General features: G+C 72.9%; 18 protein-coding genes. 12 read left to right on the top strand and 6 right to left on the bottom strand.

Annotated features, from left to right (window positions below):
• The first annotated feature begins 79 nt into the window (after positions 1–79).
• Entirely contained in the window at positions 80–310 is a 231-nt protein-coding gene (locus IE134_RS03785) for a hypothetical protein (RefSeq protein WP_050513600.1), read from the top strand.
• On the opposite strand, the gene IE134_RS03790 is transcribed toward IE134_RS03785, so the two are convergent.
• Positions 303–1,757: an NCS2 family permease gene (locus IE134_RS03790; protein WP_030709719.1), complete on the bottom strand. Its 1,455-nt coding sequence runs from the start codon at positions 1,755–1,757 to the stop codon at positions 303–305. The genes IE134_RS03785 and IE134_RS03790 overlap by 8 nt on opposite strands.
• A 210-nt stretch (positions 1,758–1,967) precedes the next feature.
• Here IE134_RS03790 and IE134_RS03795 point away from each other — a divergent pair, with 210 nt between their 5' ends.
• Positions 1,968–2,300 (top strand): DUF2530 domain-containing protein, encoded by a 333-nt coding sequence (locus IE134_RS03795; protein WP_032782488.1) that lies wholly within the window; start codon positions 1,968–1,970, stop codon positions 2,298–2,300.
• Positions 2,301–2,468: 168 nt separating this feature from the next.
• On the top strand, positions 2,469–4,940 hold the full coding sequence (locus IE134_RS03800; protein ID WP_189429569.1) for an HAD-IC family P-type ATPase: 2,472 nt from the start codon (positions 2,469–2,471) through the stop codon (positions 4,938–4,940).
• Positions 4,941–5,004: 64 nt separating this feature from the next.
• On the opposite strand, the gene IE134_RS03805 is transcribed toward IE134_RS03800, so the two are convergent.
• From IE134_RS03805 to IE134_RS03815, 3 genes are all read right to left on the bottom strand, one after another.
• Positions 5,005–5,865 carry a DUF5707 domain-containing protein gene (locus IE134_RS03805; RefSeq protein WP_098016326.1) on the bottom strand — a complete coding sequence of 287 codons (861 nt, stop codon included), beginning with the start codon at positions 5,863–5,865 and terminating at the stop codon, positions 5,005–5,007.
• Positions 5,866–6,034: 169 nt separating this feature from the next.
• Complete coding sequence (locus IE134_RS03810; RefSeq protein WP_189429924.1) at positions 6,035–9,238, bottom strand: sacsin N-terminal ATP-binding-like domain-containing protein; 3,204 nt, start codon at positions 9,236–9,238, stop codon at positions 6,035–6,037.
• A 276-nt stretch (positions 9,239–9,514) separates the two neighbouring features.
• Positions 9,515–10,456, bottom strand: a complete 942-nt coding sequence (locus IE134_RS03815) for a DUF3027 domain-containing protein (RefSeq protein ID WP_030709725.1) — start codon at positions 10,454–10,456, stop codon at positions 9,515–9,517.
• A 409-nt stretch (positions 10,457–10,865) separates the two neighbouring features.
• On the opposite strand from IE134_RS03815, the gene IE134_RS03820 reads away from it, so the two are divergent.
• The 5 genes from IE134_RS03820 to IE134_RS03840 all read left to right on the top strand — a co-directional run bounded on the left by IE134_RS03820 (position 10,866) and on the right by IE134_RS03840 (position 15,200).
• Positions 10,866–12,329 (top strand): MFS transporter, encoded by a 1,464-nt coding sequence (locus tag IE134_RS03820; RefSeq protein WP_030709726.1) that lies wholly within the window; start codon positions 10,866–10,868, stop codon positions 12,327–12,329.
• A 27-nt stretch (positions 12,330–12,356) separates the two neighbouring features.
• Complete coding sequence (locus IE134_RS03825; protein ID WP_030709730.1) at positions 12,357–12,842, top strand: hypothetical protein; 486 nt, start codon at positions 12,357–12,359, stop codon at positions 12,840–12,842.
• 85 nt (positions 12,843–12,927) lie between these two features.
• Positions 12,928–13,641, top strand: a complete 714-nt coding sequence (locus IE134_RS03830; RefSeq protein ID WP_030709732.1) for a futalosine hydrolase — start codon at positions 12,928–12,930, stop codon at positions 13,639–13,641.
• A gap of 7 nt (positions 13,642–13,648) precedes the next feature.
• Complete coding sequence (locus tag IE134_RS03835; RefSeq protein ID WP_098895766.1) at positions 13,649–14,533, top strand: 1,4-dihydroxy-6-naphtoate synthase; 885 nt, start codon at positions 13,649–13,651, stop codon at positions 14,531–14,533.
• 55 nt (positions 14,534–14,588) lie between these two features.
• Complete coding sequence (locus tag IE134_RS03840; protein ID WP_030709736.1) at positions 14,589–15,200, top strand: hypothetical protein; 612 nt, start codon at positions 14,589–14,591, stop codon at positions 15,198–15,200.
• A gap of 15 nt (positions 15,201–15,215) precedes the next feature.
• Here the strand turns inward: IE134_RS03840 and IE134_RS34515 are convergent, their stop codons facing one another.
• Positions 15,216–15,599 (bottom strand): cold-shock protein, encoded by a 384-nt coding sequence (locus tag IE134_RS34515; RefSeq protein ID WP_006126557.1) that lies wholly within the window; start codon positions 15,597–15,599, stop codon positions 15,216–15,218.
• Positions 15,600–15,776: 177 nt separating this feature from the next.
• Here IE134_RS34515 and IE134_RS03850 point away from each other — a divergent pair, with 177 nt between their 5' ends.
• Positions 15,777–16,013: a hypothetical protein gene (locus IE134_RS03850; protein WP_010064844.1), complete on the top strand. Its 237-nt coding sequence runs from the start codon at positions 15,777–15,779 to the stop codon at positions 16,011–16,013.
• Between the two features lie 13 nt (positions 16,014–16,026).
• On the opposite strand, the gene IE134_RS03855 is transcribed toward IE134_RS03850, so the two are convergent.
• Complete coding sequence (locus IE134_RS03855; RefSeq protein ID WP_030709738.1) at positions 16,027–16,686, bottom strand: HAD family hydrolase; 660 nt, start codon at positions 16,684–16,686, stop codon at positions 16,027–16,029.
• A gap of 160 nt (positions 16,687–16,846) precedes the next feature.
• Between IE134_RS03855 and IE134_RS03860 the strand changes: the two genes are divergently transcribed.
• Genes IE134_RS03860 through IE134_RS03870 form a run of 3 tightly spaced genes read left to right on the top strand, consistent with a single transcriptional unit; the run spans position 16,847 to position 19,928 of the window.
• Positions 16,847–17,905, top strand: a complete 1,059-nt coding sequence (locus tag IE134_RS03860; protein ID WP_189429571.1) for a FecCD family ABC transporter permease — start codon at positions 16,847–16,849, stop codon at positions 17,903–17,905.
• Positions 17,902–18,987 (top strand): FecCD family ABC transporter permease, encoded by a 1,086-nt coding sequence (locus tag IE134_RS03865; RefSeq protein WP_189429572.1) that lies wholly within the window; start codon positions 17,902–17,904, stop codon positions 18,985–18,987. Before IE134_RS03860 ends, IE134_RS03865 begins: the two co-directional genes overlap by 4 nt.
• Positions 18,984–19,928, top strand: a complete 945-nt coding sequence (locus tag IE134_RS03870) for an ABC transporter ATP-binding protein (RefSeq protein WP_229823289.1) — start codon at positions 18,984–18,986, stop codon at positions 19,926–19,928. Before IE134_RS03865 ends, IE134_RS03870 begins: the two co-directional genes overlap by 4 nt.
• Position 19,929: the final 1 nt, after the last annotated feature.

The following is a 19,929-nucleotide window of genomic DNA, read 5'->3' on the forward strand; positions in this document are numbered from 1 at the left end:
AAATTCCGATCACCCGAACGAGTGAGTTGGAAGCGGAAAGTGACGCGAAGAGCGCTCCGGGGCGTGGACCCTGCTGGGCATGGGATCGACAGTGCTCAGCCTGCGGATAGATGGTGAGCTGCTCGACCGGCTCCGGCAGCACGCCGCGAAACGCGGAATGAGCGTCCAGGACTATGTGGTCCGGACGCTCATCCGCGACGACTTCGACGAACGCTTCAAGGTGGCCGTCGAGGAGACGGAGAAGTTCTACGGAGAGACCGAAAAGCTCTGCGGGCCGACGGGCCCGGTGACCAGGGACCCGATCACGTGAGGCCGAGCGCCGGCATCGCGTAGTAGAAGACGAAGACCGCCGACACCACGTACATCGCGATCGGCACCTCACGGCCCCGGCCCGCCGCCAGGCGCAGCACGGAGAAGGCGACGAAGCCGATGCCGATGCCGTTGGTGATCGAGTACGTGAACGGCATCATCACCATCGCGAGGAACGCCGGGATCGCGAGCGTGTAGTCGCTCCAGTCGATGTCCCGCACCGAGCCCGCGATGATCAGGAAGCCGACCGCCAGCAGGGCGGGAGTGGCCGCCTGCGACGGGACCATGGTCGCCAGCGGTGTGAGGAACAGCGCCACCGAGAAGAGCAGACCGGTCACCACGCTCGCCAGTCCGGTGCGGGCGCCCTCGCCGACGCCCGCGGTGGACTCCACGAAGCACGTGGTGGCGGAGGCGGAGGTCGCCCCGCCCGAGGCGACCGCGATGCCGTCCACCAGCAGCACCTTGTTGATGCCGGGGAAGTTGCCGTTCTCGTCCATCAGCTTCGCCTCGTCGCCGACGCCGAGGATGGTGCCCATCGCGTCGAAGAAGCAGGACAGCAGCACGGTGAAGACGAACAGCACGCCCGTCAGATAGCCGACCTTCTCGAAGCCGCCGAACAGGCTGACCTCGCCGAGCAGCCCGAAGTCCGGCGCGGAGACCGGATTGCCCGGCCACGCGGGCGTCGTCAGACCCCACGCCCCCTCGGGCAGGCCCGCCACCGCGTCGATGACCACGGCGACGACCGTCATGGCGACGATCGAGATCAGGATCGCGCCGGGCACCTTGCGCACGATCAGCGCGAGGGTCAGCAGCGCGCCGAGGACGAAGACGAGAACCGGCCAGCCGTTGAGGTGGCCGTCACCGCCGAGCTGGAGCGGCACGGTGGTCATGGCGGCGTCCGGGATGCGCGAGACGAAACCGGAGTCGACCAGGCCGATCAGCAGGATGAACAGGCCGATGCCGATGGCGATGCCCTTGCGGAGCGACCTCGGCACGGCGTTCATCACGCGTTCCCGCAGCCCGGTGGCGACCAGCAGCATCACCACGATGCCCGCGAGGACGACCATGCCCATCGCGTCCGGCCAGCTCATCCGGGGGGCGAGCTGGAGCGCGACGACGGTGTTGACGCCGAGGCCCGCGGCGAGCGCGATCGGCACGTTGCCGATGACGCCCATGAGCAGCGTGGAGAAGGCGGCGGAGAGCACGGTGGCGGTGACCAGCTGACCGTTGTCGAGCTGGTGGCCGTACATGTCCTTCGCGCTGCCCAGGATGATCGGGTTGAGCACGATGATGTACGCCATCGCGAAGAACGTGGCAAACCCGCCGCGGAACTCGCGGGCGACGGTCGACCCCCGCTCGGAGATCTTGAAGAACCGGTCCAGGCTGCCCTGGGGCTGCGGAGCCGCGGGCGGCGGGGAGTCGACCGGAGCGGTGGCCGAGGGGGGCATGGGTGACCTCAGTCGTACGTAGGGGAGGCGGAGCAAAGGACGAGAGGTGATCGAATTTGGATGTTCCGACGAACAATTCGAGCCAGCCCAAAGCAGATTCAGTATGAATACATCAAGCGAAGATCGCTATCTCCGCGCGTAGACCCTTGGGCCGTCCGCCTCGTCACCCGCCGATCGGGTGGTCCGGACCCGTCCCCATACACTGAACGCATGGAGAAGTGGACACCGAAGCACGAGGCGCCCGAACCCCTGGAGGGCCCCGTCGTCGCCACCGTCGTCGGCGGCACGATCCTCTGGTTCGTCCTCTTCCTCGCCCAGCTCCCCTTCTACGGCTGGTTCGCCGACCGCGGCCACACCTGGTGGGTGTGGACCCCGCTGGCCGGCGCCGGACTCGGCCTGATCGGGATCTGGTACGTGCGCGGCCGCGACGCCGCCCTCAAGCGCCACGCGGCCCGGGCCGAGGTGAAGGACGCGGCAGGGGCCGAGGCGGCGGACAAGGCGCTGAGCGGCGACCGGCCGGACCGCGCCGACCGGACGGCCTGACGGCTGACCTGGCCGACCCGACCGCCTGACGACCTGACCTGCCTGACGGCCTGACCGCCTGACCCGCTCGCGTCTCCGTACGACCACGGGACCGTCTTCGTCCTCCCCTGGTCGGATCTTCGACCCCCTGGCGGGAGATTCACGGCGCGCGCCCGTAACGTCGGACGCATGACGCAGCGGGCACTCGATTCCTCCGGGGAGCAGACCCCCGGACCCTCCCGGCCGGCCATGATCGACGCGGGGGCGGAACTCGACCCCGTACACCCCATGGAGCCACCGCCGCCGCCCCACCGGCCGGACGGTCTGACCACCGCCGAGGTCGCCGAACGGGTCGCGCGCGGGGAGGTCAACGACGTACCCGTACGGTCCTCGCGCTCGCTCACCGAGATCGTCCGGGCCAACGTCTTCACCCGGTTCAACCTGATCATCGGCGTGCTCTGGGTGATCATGCTGTTCGTCGCGCCGATCCAGGACAGCCTCTTCGGCTTCGTGATCGTCGCCAACACCGGCATCGGCATCATCCAGGAGTGGCGGGCCAAGAAGACCCTGGACAGCCTCGCGGTGATCGGTGAGGCGAAGCCGACCGTGCGGCGCGACGGGGTCGCCGCCGAGATCTCCACCCACGAGATCGTCCTCGGGGACGTGATCGAGCTGGGCCCCGGCGACAAGGTGGTCGTGGACGGCGTGGTCGCCGAGGCCGACAGCCTGGAGGTCGACGAGTCGCTGCTGACCGGCGAGGCCGACCCGGTGATCAAGCGGGCCGGCGACCCGGTGATGTCGGGCAGTTTCGTCGTCGCGGGCGGCGGGGCGTTCACCGCGACCAAGGTCGGGCGCGAGGCGTACGCCGCGCAGCTCGCCGAGGAGGCGTCGCGCTTCACGCTCGTCCACTCGGAGCTGCGCAGCGGCATCAGCACGATCCTGAAGTACGTCACCTGGATGATGGTGCCGACGGCGATCGGGCTGATCATCAGCCAGCTGGTCGTGAAGGACAACAACTTCAAGGACTCCGTCGCCCGGACCGTCGGCGGCATCGTCCCGATGATCCCCGAGGGCCTGGTCCTCCTCACCTCCGTCGCCTTCGCCATCGGCGTCGTACGGCTGGGCCGCAAGCAGTGCCTGGTGCAGGAGCTGCCCGCCATCGAGGGCCTGGCCCGGGTCGACGTGGTCTGCCTGGACAAGACGGGCACGCTGACCGAGGGCGGCATGGACGTCACGGAGGTCCGGCCGCTGAACGGGAGCGACGAGGCGTACGTCGAGGACGTGCTGCGGACGTTCGGCGCCTCGGACCCCCGGCCCAACGCCAGCCTCCAGGCCATCATCGACGCGTACCCGCAGAGGGAAGAGGCCGCCTGGGCGGTCACCGACGCGATGCCGTTCTCCTCGGCGCGCAAGTACAGCGGCGCGGCGTTCGCCGAGGCCGACGGGACGGCCTCGGCCTGGCTGCTCGGCGCGCCCGACGTCCTGCTGTCCGAGGGCGACACGACCCTGGCCGAGATCGAGCAGCTCAACCAGCAGGGGCTGCGGGTGCTGCTGCTGGCCCGGGTGCAGGGCGACGACCTGGACGCGCCCGGCGCGGCCGCCGGAGCCGCCCCCACCGCCCTGGTCGTCCTGGAGCAGCGGCTGCGGCCGGACGCGGGCGACACGCTCGCCTACTTCGCCGACCAGAACGTGGCCACCAAGGTCATCTCCGGCGACAACGCGGTCTCGGTCGGCGCGGTCGCCGGGAAGCTGGGCCTCGCGGGCGCGGAGAACACGCTGGACGCCCGCCGGCTGCCGACCGACCCGGACGAGATGGCCACGGCCATGGAGCAGAACGCGGTGTTCGGCCGGGTCACCCCGCAGCAGAAGCGGGACATGGTGGCGGCCCTCCAGTCGCGCGGCCACACGGTCGCGATGACCGGCGACGGCGTCAACGACGTCCTCGCGCTCAAGGACGCGGACATCGGCGTCTCGATGGGCTCGGGCTCGGAGGCGACGCGGGCGGTGGCGCAGATCGTGCTGCTGAACAACAGCTTCGCGACGCTGCCGTCGGTGGTGGCCGAGGGCCGCCGGGTGATCGGCAACATCACGCGGGTCGCGACGCTCTTCCTGACCAAGACGGTCTACTCGGTGCTGCTGGCGATCCTGGTGGTCTGCACCCAGGTGGAGTACCCGTTCCTGCCACGCCACCTGACCCTGCTGGCCACGCTGACCATCGGCGTCCCCGCGTTCTTCCTGGCGCTCGCGCCCAACAAGGAACGGGCCCAGCCCCACTTCGTACGCCGGGTCATGCGGTACGCGATCCCCTCGGGCGTCATCGCGGCGGCGGCCACCTTCACCACGTACCTGGTCGCACGGCACCACTACAGCGGCGAGGGTGCGCTGGACGCGGAGACGAGCGCGGCGACGCTGACGCTGTTCCTGGTCGCGATGTGGGTCCTGGCGATCATCGCCCGCCCGTACACCTGGTGGCGGATCGGCCTGGTGGCGACGATGGGGCTCGGCTTCCTGATCGTGCTCGTGGTGCCGTGGCTCCAGGACTTCTTCGCGCTGAAGCTGGTCGGCACGACGATGCCGTGGGCGGCGGTCGCCATCGCGGTGGCGGCGGCGGCCCTGCTGGAGTTCGTCTGGCGCTGGGTGGGACGGCGCTTCGGGGCCTAGGCCGCGGACAGGGGGAAGCCCCCGGGAGGACGGTGATCCTTCCGGGGGCTTCCGTTTGCCGGTCCTACTTCACGTCGACGGCGTCGCCCTTGGCCGAGACCGCCGGGGTGCTCGGCGTACCGGCGAAGCTGTAGCGCCACGTGCCGTCGGCCGAGGCCTTGACGGTGGTCTTCAGGGTGCCGGTCGAGCTGGTCGTGACCGTCTTGACGGTCGTGTAGCTCGTCGCGCCCTTCTTCTTGAACTGGAGCTTCACGGCCTGCTTGCTGTAGCCCTTGTACGTGCCGGTGTCCCAGTTGGCACGGGTCAGCTTGCCGGTGACCGTGATGGTCTTGCCCTTCTTCACGGGCTCCGGGGAGGCGTTCACGGTCAGCTTGGAGAAGCGCTGCACGCGGACCTTGGAGGCCGCGTCGCGCTCCGCCTCGTCGCCGTCGTTGGCCAGGGCCCCCGCACCGACGCGCCACCAGGTCGCGTCCGAGCTGATCAGGAAAACCGGGTCGAGGGTGATGGTGCCCTTGCAGGTCGAGGTGGTCGCGTTGACCGCCTTGCACGACATCGACTTCTCGTTCGGACCGAAGCCGAAGCTGTCCTCGTCGTCCACGGACGAGCCGATCCAGATGAACACGCCGGCGTGATAGATACCGGAGTCGTCGGTGGCCGTCATCGTGTACGGCACCGTGACCTTCGACTTGGTCCCGACGACGATCGGCTTGCCGCCGTTGACGACCGCCGAGGTGATCTTCGGTGCGGCGGCCTTCGTGGTCGCGCCGAACCCCTTCTTCGACTTCTCCCCGGCGGAGGGCTGGGTGGCGGTGAGACCGCTGTCCGGGTTCCACGAACGACCGTCATCGGCCTGCGCGGCCGGTACTGCGAGAGCGGAAAGGGCCAGGGCGCCGGAAACGGCGGCCACGGTGGCACGAATACGCATGTGTCCCCAAGTGGAGAAGGGGTCCCGGGGCGCGCTTGTGTCGTCAGCCCGGCGGGACCCATCTGGTCCATGAGCCTCTTGGCTCACAGGAACAGACAGGCGAATCACGTGAACGGTTGTACGAAGCTGTGACTTTTCTGTGAAGCCGCAGCTCGCGCCCTACGGCGGATCAGTCGAACCAGCGGTCCCGCGCCAGCTCCTCCGTACGCGACGGGTCCTCCAGCAGGGCCGCGACCTCGAAGCGGCGGGGCCACTGGCCCGCCGCCCAGGCGAGACCAGCCGCCACGCCCTCCAGGGTGGCGGCGTGGACGACGCCGTCCGGGGTGCGGCGCCAGTCCAGTTCGACGCCGCCCGCGCGGAGTTCGGGGTGCTCGATGTACGCCTCGGGGGTGGCGGGGCCGAGCAGGACGCGGACCGGCTCCGGTACGCGGTGCTCCTCGCCCGCGCTGGTGACATCCGCCTCGACCGTCTCGCCGAGGCGGCGCACCTGGAGCAGGTCGGCCAGTTCGGCGGCCCGGGACGGGGCGACCGGGAGCAGAGGCAGGCCCTCCGTCAGCGGCAGCACGTCCGGGGCGTCCGCGATCACGGCGTCCGCCGCGTCGGCCACCGCGACCTCCCCGTCCACCACCGCGCGCAGCTCGTCCGGCAACGTCACCTGGTCCGGGTCCAGTTCGGCGAGGGCCGTGTAGAGCGCGTGCAGCTGTACGGGGGTGACGGGGCGGTCCTCGTCGGCCAGGCGGCCCAGCAGTTCGGCCGCGCCGCCCGGCTCGTCCAGGAGGGCGGCGACCGAGGTCCGCACCCCCAGGGCCCGCAGCACCTGGGCGTCGTCGAAGCCGGTCGCGTCCACCGCGTCGTACAGCCCGGCCAGCAGCGGGTCACTGCCCGCCGAGCGGAGTCCGGCCGGGCGGCGGCCGTCCAGCACGGGGTGGTCGCGCAGCCACCACGCGGTGTACGGGCGCACGGACTGCGTCGTCCCGTCCGGGAGCAGCACCCTCACCGGCTGTGTCAGAGCGTCGCGCAACGGCGGCTGGGCCAGCAGGGCGAGGGCCTGGGGCCAGGCGTCGTCGTCGACCAGGTCCAGATCCCGTACGGCGACGATCTCGGTGGCGACCGGCGGTACGGGTGTCTCGGGCAGCTGGTCGAGCAGGTCCTCGCACCAGACGTCGACGGCGTCCAGCAGCCCGGCGTCGTCGGGTTCGGCGAAGTCGCTGTCGCGGGGCTCCAGTTCGTCCGGGTCGAGGACGACATCGGTGGCCCGGACGAGGGCGAAGGTCGCGAGCACCCCGCAGGCGGTCAGCGGGGCCTCGCCCCAGCGGTCGGCCAGCTCCTGCTCGACGAGAGCGAGTTCCCCCTCCCGCATGATCTGCGCGAACGGGCTTCGGGGGAGGACCAGTTCACCGGCGGGGGCGGGCTCGCCCTCCTCGTCGGGGAGGGCCAGCGCACCGAGCCACGGCTCGTCGCCGGGGGCGAGTTCGGCGTCGCGTACGAGGGTGAGGACCGTCTCGGCCAGCTCGTCGGCGTCGAGCGCGTCCTCGTCCCAGATCTCCCCCGCGTCCAGCGATCCGGCGACGGCCGCGCGCACTTGAGGGGTCGTCAGTACGGCGCGGGGCGTGGCGGGCAGGGCGCCGAGCTTCTCCAGCAGGGGGTGGGCGGCGTCCGGGTGGGCGACCTTCAGGCCGAGCCGGGAGAGGCGGCCGAGGACCGGGCCGGTCAGCGCGTCCGGGAGGGGCAGCAGGATCTGGCGCGGCCCGATCGTGGTGCGCGGCGGGCGGCCTGCCTGCTCGCCCTCCGGGTCACCCGCGAGCGGGACGGGGAGGCCGGTGAGCCGGTCGGGGTCGGTGCCCGCGAGGCTGTCGTAGAGCCGGTGCCACCAGGCGGGGTCGCGCTCCAGACCGGCGAGGCGGTCGATGGCCTCGGTCAGGGGTACGCGGGCGACGCCGAGGGTGCGCAGTTCGGTGCGGCGCTCAAGCCCTGCGGGCAGCAGACAGGGCAGCACCTCGGCGAGGACCCGTACGGTCTCGGCCCCGACGCCCTCGACGACCTCGGCCTCGACGGGCCGCAGGGCGGAGGTGTTCTCCGTACGGTCCTGGTCCTGGTCCCAGTCGTCGCCCCAGCCGCTCTCCGCCTCGGGGTCCCGGGGCGCGGCGGGCTCCAGGAACGCGACCCTCGGCAGCCGGGCCAGGATCGCCCCGCGCAGGGCCCCGTCCAGCGCGCCCTTGCCGAGCTGGCCCGGCACCAGGTCGATCGTCCCGGTCGACACGGGCCGCCAGGCGCCCAGCAGCTCCGCGTACGCGTCGGCCGCCCGCTCCACCAGGAAGTCCGTCAGCGGCCCTGGCGCGGGGTGCCTGCGGGCGGTGTCCAGCGGCAGCGAGGCGATGAGCAGGGCGGGGATGCCGAGCGGTTCGTCGGTGGGGGTCGGGGCGTGCACGACCGGTGCCGTACGGGGGTGGAGCGGGGCGCCCGACTCGTCGACCGGGACCGCCCAGGTCACCGACCAGTGCGGCCGCAGCCGCTCCTCGACCGGACGGTCGGCGAGCAGGGCGGGCTCGATGGGCCCGTGGTGGAGGACGGTACGCCAGCGGTTCAGGCCGCGCGCGGAGTCGTCGATGTGCGTGTACGGGCCGTGCTGGGACCGGCTCAGGGTGCGTGTGCCGTCCGGGGTCTCGATGACGATCTCGTCCAGGCCGGGCAGCGTGAGCAGCAGTGCGTCGTCCACGGCGGCCAGCAGCCGGGCCACCAGGTCCTCGGCGGTGCCGTCGCGCAGCGGCAGCACGACGACGGTGTCGTACCCCTCGGGCGCGGAGCCCTCGGCGGGCAGCGGCAGGCGCAGCAGCGGTACGTGTCCGTCGCGGCGGCGCAGCTCGTCCCCGAGGCCGGGGGAGCCGACGGCAGCCTGGCGGGCCAGCTCGCGGGCCTCGGCCAGCGACCAGCGGACGCCGCCGTGGCGGCCGAGCACGGCCGGTTCGTCGCTGACCGCGAGGACGGCGGCGAACCCGACACCGAAGCGGCCCACCGCGGACTCGTGGCCCTCGCGCTTGGCGGAGGCCCGCAGGGTGCTCAGGGACTCGACGCCGGTCGCGTCGAGGGGTGCGCCGGTGTTGGCGGCGGCCAGCACGCAGCGGGCGTCCGGGTCGCCGGGGGCGGCTGGGTGCAGGGTGAGGCGGAGCCGGCCGGGGGTCCTGGCCCGGGCGGCGGCGTCGGCGGCGTTCTGGGCCAGCTCGACGACGAGGCGGTCGCGGTAGCCACCGAGCGCGAGGTCCTCCTCGGCGTTGGCGTCCTCCCGGAACCGGGCGGGCCCGGCGCCCCACGCGTCGAGCACGCCGCGCCGCAGCCGTGCCGTCCCGAACGGATCGGCCCCCTCGGTCGCCTTCATGCTCACGCTCTCGACTCCGTCCGCGTTGTGGGTGGCCCGCGTATGCCTGTGCGGCCCAGTGTGCGCCCGAAGGTACCGCGCGCGCCCGGCAGTGCCTTCAGCCCGTCCGGCGATCCGTTTCAGCCTGTCCGGCGTTTGAGGACGGAACCCATGCTCCGGTGAGCGGTCACTGAACAGGTTCCAGGAACCCAGGCCCGCGAAGCCGTACCCCGGACCACGTCGACGGTTCCGCCCTCAAACGCCGGACGGGCTGGGTGGTACGGCCGGGTGGGAGCGTCAGGAGTGGCCCAGGTCCTCCGACGCGCCGTCCGGCTCGGCGGGGACCGAGCCCTCGCCCCGTTCCGGCCGCAGCGCGTACGCGTCCACCCGCATCGTGTCCAGCGCATGGTCCGCCGGCCGCACCGGCTTCGGCATCACCGCCGCCTCCGAGTGCCCACCGCACCCGTACGCCAGCGACACCACATGCCCGTCCGCCGGACCGAACTCGTTCGCGCACACCCCGAAGGCCTGCTTCAGCGAGCCCGCCATCGGGATCAGGAACGCACAGCTCACGCACGTCGCCGGGGCCGCCTGGGCCATCGGCGTCTTCGGGCCGAACGCCTCGTCCCAGCGGTCGGCCGCCTCGTACAGCCCGTACCGCGACAGCACCCGCGCCCGGCGCGTACCCAGCTCCTCCGCCACCGAGGCGATGGAACCCCGGCTGGTCGCGGCCACCGGCCGGTCCGTCAGCTCGGCGTCCTCCGAGTCGGCCAGCTCCGCCAGCTCGTCGGAGACCACGGAGTTCGGCGGCGGCTCGTCCTCGCCGGTCCAGCCGGGCTCCAGGCGCAGGTCCTCCGCCTCGGTGGGCAGCAGGTCCCCGGGGCCCATGTCGCCGGGGCGCAGCCGCTCGCTCCACGGCACCCACTCCGGCGCCAGGAGCGCGTCCGCCCCCGGCAGCAGCACCGTTTCGTCCAGGGTGACGTTCTTCGCGCGGGAGGCCCGCGCCACCGTCACCGCCCAGCGCCAGCCCCGGTAGCCGGGCTCCTTGGCCTCGAAGTAGTGCGTGACGACCCGGTCCCCCTCGGAGACCACGCCGACGTGCTCGCCGACCACACCGGGCGCGGCGGCCTCCTCGGCGGCCGAGCGGGCGAGGTCGACCGCCTCGGCGCACAGGCGGTCGGGAACAGGGGTACGGGTCGCACGGGTCGTACGGCTTCGCGTGGTCGTCGCAGCACTCACAGGTCTTCGCTTCTCTCCATACGCCAGTCTCACGAGCGCGCCAGCTGCTGCACGATTGCCGTTTCGGCCAGACAAGTGCGGGCGGAGCGGACCTGGGGGCCGCGTCGACGTCCACACCCGTTGTGCCTGCCTCGGGCGCGCCTTCTGCCACCCATTCTGCGGGATCGCCGAGAGGCGCGCGGCCAAGAACAACCGCCGGTGGCGCGTTACGCACGCTACCCTCTCCGCCGCGCTGCGCCCACCTGCCCGTCCCAAACGTGCCGTATCCGTTCCACCGGCACCCGGCGACCGGCACCCGTCCGCGCGGGGCGCCGCCGCCGCTCGCCCGACAGGGCGTCACCCCCCGCGTCGCGCGCGAGTCCGTGGCCGATCACCGTTCATACGGGCCGTGGTGGGGCACTATGACGAGGTGACAGCCGCCAGGTCGCACGACGGCCCCGGCCCGCTCCGCAGGGCGGGACGGGCGACGGGCCGTGCCCTGCGCGCCCCGTTCACCGGCACGGCACGCTCCATCCGCAAGGCGACGCACGCCCACGGCGCGGGGGAATCCGGCCTCGGGAAACTGATCGAGCTGCACGCCGTGAACGGCGCGGGCGACGTCATGATCACCGTCGCCCTCGCCTCCACCGTCTTCTTCTCCGTGCCGACCGACGAGGCGCGCGGGCGCGTCGCCCTCTACCTCGCCATCACCATGGCCCCCTTCACCCTGCTCGCCCCGGTGATCGGCCCGCTGCTGGACCGCCTGCCGCACGGCCGCCGCGCCGCGATGGCGGGCGCGATGCTGGCCCGTGCGCTGCTGGCGATCACCATGTCGGGCGCGGTCGCCACCGGGGGTCTTGAGCTGTATCCGGCCGCGCTGGGCGTCCTGGTCTCGTCGAAGGCGTACGGCGTGGTGCGCAGCGCGGTCGTGCCGCGCCTCCTGCCACCGAATTTCTCCCTGGTGAAGGCCAATTCCCGGGTCACCCTGGCCGGGCTGCTGGCCACCGGGATCGCGGCCCCGATCGGGGCCGGCCTCCAGATGATCGGCTCCGCCTGGCCGCTCTACGGCGCGTGCGCGATCTTCGTCGCGGGGACCTTCCTCGCCTTCACCCTGCCGCACAAGGTCGACTCCGCGAAGGGCGAGCGCCGGGCGCGGCTGATCGTCCCGCACGAGGGCGGCATCCCCTCCCGGCCCGCCCCCGGCAAGGCGTCGGGGCGGACCGGCAGCCCTCGGGCCGGGCTGCGCAGGGGCGGCGGCAAGGCGGGCAACGGGGAGAAACCGGCCAAGGAGCGGCCGCCGGGCCTGCGGTCCGTCGGCGGGTCCGTCCTGCACGGCCTCCAGGCCAACGCCGCGCACCGCGCCCTCTCCGGCTTCCTCATCTTCTTCCTGGCGTTCCTGCTGCGCGAGCACCCGCTGGCGGGGCAGAGCGCGGCGGTCTCGCTCGGCATCGTCGGCGTGGCGGCCGGGGTCGGCAACGCCTGCGGTACGGCGGTGGGCTCCTGGCTCCGGGCACGCGGACCCGAGGTGATCGTCGCGACGGTGCTGGGGCTCGCGCTGAGCGTGGCGATCCTCGCCGCGGTGTTCTTCTCGACCGCGCTGGTGGCGGCCCTCGGCGCGGTCGCGGGCTTCACCCAGGCCCTGTCCAAGCTGTCGCTCGACGCGATGATCCAGCGGGACGTGCCCGAGGAGGTCCGCACCTCCGCGTTCGCCCGGTCCGAGACGTTGCTCCAGATGGCCTGGGTGGTCGGCGGCGGTATCGGCATCGCCCTGCCGCTCAACGCGGTGCTCGGCATGTCGGTCGCCGCGGGCATCCTCGCGCTCGGGGCGGCCGCCTCCGTACGGGGCCTCCTGGGGGCCGCGCGGCGCGGCACGCCGCACCCCCGCGTGGCGTGAGCGGAGGCGACCGATAGCCTTCGGCCCATGACCGTTGCGTTCTTCTCCGGTAAGGGCCGTCGAATCGGCGTCGCTCTTGGTGCCGTGTCCGCGGGACTCCTTGTCCTGTCCGCCTGCGACAAGCCGACGCCGCTCGCGACCGTGACGGTCGGCAGCGACTCGGTGAACACCGAGGCCGCCTGCTACAACGACGGCGAAGCGATCAAGGAATCGCTGATCCAGGGCTGCCTGAACAAGAAGACGGGCAAGGTCGTCAAGATCTCCATGGACGACAAGGTCCGCTTCGGCGTCGACCCCGAGATCGCCGAGAACGGCTGGACGCTCTTCATCAACGGCCAGCAGGCCGAGCAGGAGCCGTACAAGAACACGTACCGGACGATCCCCGGCAACGCGTTCCTCGCCAGCCAGACGGGCCAGACCGCCGAGGAGACGAACGTCTCCATCGTGGAGACCAAGGGCAAGAAGCTCACGGGCGTCTGGCAGTTCCGGTTCGAGAACAAGGACAAGGGCTGACCCGGACACCCCGGGATCACCTCTTCTCCCTGCTCTCCCGCTCCGATCCCCCTGCTCCCCGTCCTCGACCGTGAGGCTGGCATCCGTGCGTGTGCTCGTCGTGACCGCTGTCCCGGTGGAACGGGACGCGGTCACGCGTGCGTTCGGGGGCGCTGAGGAGCGCGTGGCGCTGCCGGGCGCCGAGCTGCACCGCCGCGGCGCGTTCGACGTGCTGGCGGGCGGTGCGGGCCCGGCCGCCGCCGCGGCGGCCACCGCGTTCGCCCTGGCGTCCGGGGCATCGGCGTCCGCTCCGTACGGACTCGTCGTCTCGGCCGGGATCGGCGGGGCGTTCACCCCCGTGACCCCGCTCGGCTCGCTGGTCGTGGCGGACGGCATCGTCGCCGCCGACCTGGGCGCGGAGACCGCCGACGGCTTCCTGCCGGTGACCGCGCTCGGCTTCGGCCGGGACCGCTTCACCCCGCCGCCCGCGCTGGTACGGAAGGTCGCGGCCGCCACCGGCGCGGCCGCCGGCCCCGTGCTCACCGTCTCCACCGTGACCGGCAGCGCCGAACGCGCCGGCGCCCTGCTCGCCGCGCACCCGGGGGCGCTGGCCGAGGCGATGGAGGGCTTCGGGGTCGCGGAGGCCGCCGCCCGGGCCGACGTGCCCGTACTGGAGGTGCGGGCCGTCTCGAACGCCGTCGGCCCCCGCGACCGGGACGCCTGGCGCATCGGAGACGCGCTGGCCGCGCTCACGGACGCTTTCGGGAAGGCGGCGCCCGTACTGCAAGGCTGGAACAGCCACGAGGACCTGGAAGGTTGAAACCGGCATGACGACCGACACCGACACCACAGCCGGCGGCAGCCCGTCCGGGAACGCGATCCGGATCGCCTACTCGCCCTGCCCCAACGACACCTTCGTCTTCGACGCCTGGGCGCACGGCCGGGTCCCCGGCGCGCCCGCGCTGGACGTGACCTTCGCGGACATCGACGTCACCAACGGCATGGCCGAACGCGGTGAGCTGGACGTCCTGAAGGTGTCGTACGCGGTCCTGCCCTGGGTCCTGGACGAGTACGCGCTGCTGCCGTGCGGCGGGGCGCTGGGCCGGGGCTGCGGTCCCCTGGTCCTCGGCAAGGAGCTGGGCCTCGACCTGACCGGCCGGACCGTCGCCGTGCCGAGCGAGCGCTCGACGGCGTACCTGCTGTTCCGGCTCTGGGCGGCGGAGATGGTCCCGGGCGGCGTCGGCGAGGTCGTCGTGATGCCGTTCGACGAGATCATGCCCGCCGTACGGGACGGCAAGGTGGACGCGGGACTGGTCATCCACGAGGCCCGCTTCACGTACCGGAACTTCGGGCTCCACAACCTGGCCGACATGGGGCGCCACTGGGAGGACACCACCGGCCTCCCGATCCCGCTCGGCGCGATCATCGCCAAGCGTTCCCTGGGCGAGGAGACCCTGCGCCGCCTGGCCGACGCCGCCCGCAGCTCGGTCCGCCTCGCCTGGGACCACCCGGAGGTCTCCCGGCCGTACGTCCTGGAGCACGCCCAGGAGATGGACCCGGCCGTCGCGGACCAGCACATCGGGCTGTACGTCAACGAGTTCACCGCCGACCTCGGCGAGGACGGCTACGCGGCGGTCCGCGGCCTGCTCACCCGCGCGGCGGCGGAGGGGCTGGTTCCGCCACTGGGGCCGGACGCGCTGGCGTTTCCCTGAGCGACCGGGCGGTGAGCGGCGAGCAGCGAGCGGCGGACAACCGGAGGATTTTCCTGTGCACACCGCGATCGGCCCGTTCACCCTGGAGTTCTGGAAGGAAGGCCGCACCCACGAGCGGCGCTCCGGCCTCCGGGGCACGGTGCCGGGGTTCGGCGAGGTCGTCCTCACCGCCCCGCTGCCCCTCAAGCACACCCCGGGCAGCGTGGTCTCCGAGGTGCGCGGCCCCTCGATACCCACAGCGGTGTTCGAGACCCGGGGCATCCACACCGAGGCCACCGATCTGCCGACGCTCAACGGTTCGACGCTCCGCGTCGGCGACGCCATGGTCCACCTGCGGCGCAACCGCTTCGGCCTGACGCTCCGGGCCCGTGCTCTGCACTTCCGGTACGGCGGCGACCACTACCGGCTGCGGGCGGTGAGCCGGAAGCGGTTCGTCCTGACCCGCCGGGCCGACGACGAGGACCCCGGGGTCGCGCTCACGGCGAAGCAGTCGGGGCTCGGCGGCGGCAGGAAGCTGGTAGTGCGGACGACGGGCCGGGCCGTGGCCGCGGACATCGCGCTCGTCGCGCTCTTCGCCGGGGTCGACCGCGCGCCGCTGACCCGGGGCGGCGCGGTGCGCGCGGCCCTGGGCCGGTCGGCCCGGCTCCTCGCGGAGAGCCAGGCCTGACCGGTACGGCAGGGCCTACACGTCGAGCTGGTCGGCGACCGCCCTCAGCAGGCCCGCGATCTTCGCGCCCGCCGCCTTGTCGGGGTAGCGGCCCCGCTCCAGCTGCGGCGTGATGTTCTCCAGGACCGTCGTCAGGTCCTGCACGATCGACGCCAGCTCGTCCGGCTTACGGCGCTGTGCGGCCGCGACGGACGGGGTGGGGTCGAGGACCACCACGGAAAGGGCCTGGTCGCCGCGCTGGCCCGCGACCACGCCGAACTCCACGCGCTGGCCGGGCTTGAGTGCGTCGACTCCGGCAGGGAGTACCGACGAGTGGACGAAGACGTCGCCGCCGTCGTCGCGGGAGAGAAAGCCGAAGCCCTTCTCGCTGTTGAACCACTTGACCTTGCCGGTGGGCACGTCTGTCCTCGTCCTCGTACTCGTCGGTGTGCGGGAGAGCCGGAAAACGGCTCCGAAAAGCACCGGATAGCAATACAGCGGGTCACCGTGACCCGCCCGGTCCCAGGCTAATGGCCCTACGGCCGGTGACAAGACGTCGCCGGAGAGTTCCTCCGGGCTGGGAACTACCCTGGTCGCGTGAGTACTACTCCTTCAGGCGCAGGCGACCGGCTCGTTCAGGTCGGCGCGATCGTCTTTTTCGTCGGCGCACTGGCCACACTGGTCACCGTCGCCCCCCTGTTCCTCGGTACGGACCCGTTCCCGCCGATCGCGTACGGCGTCTGCATGCTGATGGGCGTCGGGTTCCTGATCGCCGGGGTGGGCGTGGTCCGCTCGGCGTGGGTGAACTCGCCGAAACGGGCCGCCAACTCGTAGGGGCCGGGCTCCCCTAGGCCGCCCGTTCCTCGGCGAAGGCGGCCAGCCAGGCCGGGAAGCCCGTCAGGTCCTCCAGCACCACGTCCGCGCCCGCCGTCCGCAGCTCCGCCGCGTCGCACGGGCCCGTCGTCACCCCGAGCGACAGCGCTCCGGCCACCCGCGCCCCGCGCACGTCGCCGGTGTGGTCGCCGACGTACACCTGCGCGCCCTGCTCGCGCAGGGCCTCGCCCTTGGCCTCCGCCCACAGCGAGCCGATCACCGTGTCCGGCTCGATCCCGAGGTACGACAGGTGCAGCTTCGCGTGCGGCTCGTTCTTCGCCGTGACGACGATCGCGCGGCCGCCGAGTGCCCGCACCGCGGCCACCGACTCCCGCGCCCCGGCGAGCGCCGTGCTCGGGGCTATCGCGTGGTCGGGGTAGGCCGCCCGGTAGAGGCCGGCGGCGGCGGGCACCTCGGCCGCCGGGAACCAGTGCGCCAGCTCCGCCTCCAGCGGCGGCCCGAGGCGGCTCACCACCAGGTCGATGTCGATGGGCACCCCCGTCTCCGCTACCAGGACCCGGTAGGCGGCGGCGATGCCGGGGCGGGAGTCGATGAGCGTCATGTCGAGGTCGAAGCCGACCGTCAGAGGGTTGGGGACGGGGTGGTGGACGGGGTGCTGAACCGTGGAAGCCATGCCCGCCATTCTGCCGACCGGCCCCCTTCGGCGGCGAAATCGGGCCGCCTAGACTGAAGCGCGCGCTTAGCCAAGCCTTACCGGCCCGGCCCGGTCCGGTCCGTACCGCTCGCCCGCTCGCCCGCCTTCCGCGTCCGTCCCGATCTCCCGATGGGTTCCCATGTCAGCGTCAGCGCCCGTGCGGGCCGCCGCGCCCCCCGGTGTGCCCCGCGCACCCCGTGCGCCCCGCCTCACCCGCCGCGCGACCGCGACGGCCGCGGCCTTCGCCGCCCTGCTGCTGGCCGTCCTGCTGAGCCTCGCCGTGGGCGCGCGCTCCATCCCGCCGGGCGAGGTGGTCGACGCCCTGCTGCACGGCGGGCACTCGGACGCCGCCGAGGTGATCCGCACCCTGCGCGTGCCGCGCACGCTCATCGGGCTGATGGTCGGCGCGGCGCTGGCCCTCGCGGGCACGGTGCTCCAGGGCATCACCCGTAACCCCATCGCCGACCCCGGCATCCTCGGCATCAGCCAGGGCGCGTCGGTGGCCGTGGTGATGGCCATCGCGTTCGCGGGGGTCCACACGCTCACCGGGTACGTCTGGTTCGCCTTCGCTGGCGCGGCCGTCGCCTCGGTCGCCGTGTACGCCATCGCGTCGAGGGGGCGCGGTGGCGCGACGCCCGTGAAGCTCGCGCTCGGCGGGGCCGCGATCAACGCGCTGCTGGTGTCGGTGACGATGGGGATCCTCACGACGAAGGCGTCCGCGCTGGACGAGTTCCGCTTCTGGCAGGTCGGTTCGATCGCGGGCCGGGATGCGGACGTCGTCCAGCAGGTGTGGCCGTTCCTCCTCGTCGGGGCGGTGCTCGTGCTCGCCGTCGCCCGCGGCCTGGACGCGCTCGCGCTCGGCGAGGACGTGGCGAAGGGGCTCGGGCAGAACGTCGCGGCGGTCCGGATCACCGGCGGTGTCGGGGCGACCGTGCTGACCGGGGTCGGGGTCGCCGCCGCCGGGCCGATCGCGTTCATCGGGCTCGCCGTCCCGCACATCGCCCGCGCGGTCGTCGGCAACGACCACCGCTGGGTGCTGCCCATGGCGGCGCTGATCGGGCCCGTGATGCTGCTCGTCTCGGACGTCGTCGGCCGGATCGTGTTCCCGCCGAGCGAGGTCCCGGCGGGCGTGATGACGGCGCTGATCGGAGTGCCGTTCCTGGTCGCCCTGGTCCGCCGGAAGGCGGTGCCGGCATGAGCGGTACGCCGGTGACCGACAGGTCCGTACGGGTCCGGCCCGCCGGGTACGCCGTCGTGAAGGCCGGGCCGCGCGGCCGGTTCCTGCTGCACCGCAGGGCGTCCGTCGTGGCGGCGGCCCTGGTCGTCCTCCTGGCCGCCGTCTGCGTCGCCTACCTCTGTGTCGGGGAGAGCTTCGTCGCGCCCGGCGAGGTCGTGAAGGTGATCCTCGGGCAGCCGTCGTCGGCCGAGCTGGTCGTGGGCACGCTGCGGCTGCCGCGCCTGGTCGTCGGGCTGCTGGTCGGCGCCGCGTTCGGGGTCGCCGGGGCGCTGATCCAGACGGTCGCCCGCAACCCGCTGGCCAGCCCCGACATCATCGGCATCAGCCAGGGCGCGAGCGCGCTCACGGTCGGCGCGATGACCTTCGGCATCACCTCGTACACGGTCCTGCCCTACCTCTCCGTCATCGGCGGAGTGGCCGCGGCGGCGCTCGTCTACGTCTTCGCCTGGCGCGGCGGCCTGCACGCCACCCGCTTCGTCCTCATCGGCATCGGCTTCGCCGTCGCGCTGCGGTCGGTGACCACGCTGTTCCTGACCAAGGGCGACTACCTCGTCGCCCAGCAGGCGCAGATCTGGATGACCGGTTCGCTGAACGGGCGGGGCTGGCCGGAGGCCGCACCGATCGGCTGGACGCTGCTGGTGCTGCTGCCCGCCATCGCCTGGGCGGCCCGCGCGCAGCGCACGGTCACGATGGACGACGACACCGCGACCGGCCTGGGCGCACGCCTGGGGCGCGTACGGCTCGGGCTCGTCGCCCTCGGCGTGGTCCTGGCGTCCGTGGCGACGGGCACGGCGGGCCCGGTGGACTTCGTGGCGCTGCTCGCCCCGCAGATCGCCCGCCGGATGACCCGGACCGCGCAGATCCCCCTGCTGTCCTCGGCGCTGCTGGGCGCGGTGATCGTCGTCCTCGGCGATCTGCTGGCCCGCAGGCTGTTCTCGCCCACCGAACTGCCGGTGGGCGTCCTCACGGCGGCGGTCGGCGCCCCGTATCTGATCTGGCTGATCATCCGCGGTCACCGCGGCCGCAGTGGAGGCACCGCATGAGCCCGAGCCGAAGCACGAACGCGAGCCCGGGCCCGAGCCCGACGACCGACGCGGCGCAGCCGGGCTCCCGCCTGGCCGCCCGTTCCCTGACCCTCGCGTACGAGGACCGCGCCGTGGTCCACGAGCTGGACCTCACCGTGCCCGACGGGCAGGTCACCGTCATCGTCGGCCCGAACGCCTGCGGCAAGTCCACCACCCTGCGGGCACTCGGCCGGCTGCTGAAGCCGCGCGGCGGGGCGGTCCTGCTGGACGGTACGGAGCTGGCGCGGATACCGACCAAGCAGATCGCCCGGTCCATCGGACTGCTCCCGCAGACCCCGGTGGCGCCCGAGGCGATCACCGTCTCCGACCTGGTCGCGCGGGGCCGTCAGCCGCACCAGAGCTGGTGGCAGCAGTGGTCGGACGAGGACGAGCGGGCGGTGACGGACGCCATGTCCCGTACGGATGTGACGGCGCTGGCCGACCGGCCGGTGGACGAGCTGTCGGGCGGTCAGCGCCAGCGGGTGTGGATCGCGATGGCGCTGGCCCAGGAAACGGACCTGCTGCTGCTCGACGAGCCGACGACGTATCTGGACATCGCGCACCAGGTGGAAGTGCTTGACCTGGTACGCCAGTTGGCGGCCCCCGCCGCGGACGGCACCCGGGGCCGTACGGTCGTCACCGTGCTGCACGACCTCAACCAGGCCGCCCGGTACGCGGACCGTCTCGTCGCCATGAAGGAGGGCCGGATCGTGGCGGAGGGCGCCCCCGGGGACATCGTCACGGCCGAACTCGTCGCCCAGGTCTTCGGCCTGGAGGCGGTGATCGTCCCGGACCCGGTGACGGGCTCGCCGCTCGTCGTCCCGGGCGCTCCGTGGACCCCTCCGACGCCCGCCACTTCGCGCTCCGCTTCGCCCCCTGCCGCCTCAACCTCCGCCCCGACTCCCGGAAAGGTCCTCTGAC

The organism is Streptomyces rubiginosohelvolus, assembly GCF_014649875.1.
GTDB lineage: Bacteria > Actinomycetota > Actinomycetes > Streptomycetales > Streptomycetaceae > Streptomyces > Streptomyces rubiginosohelvolus.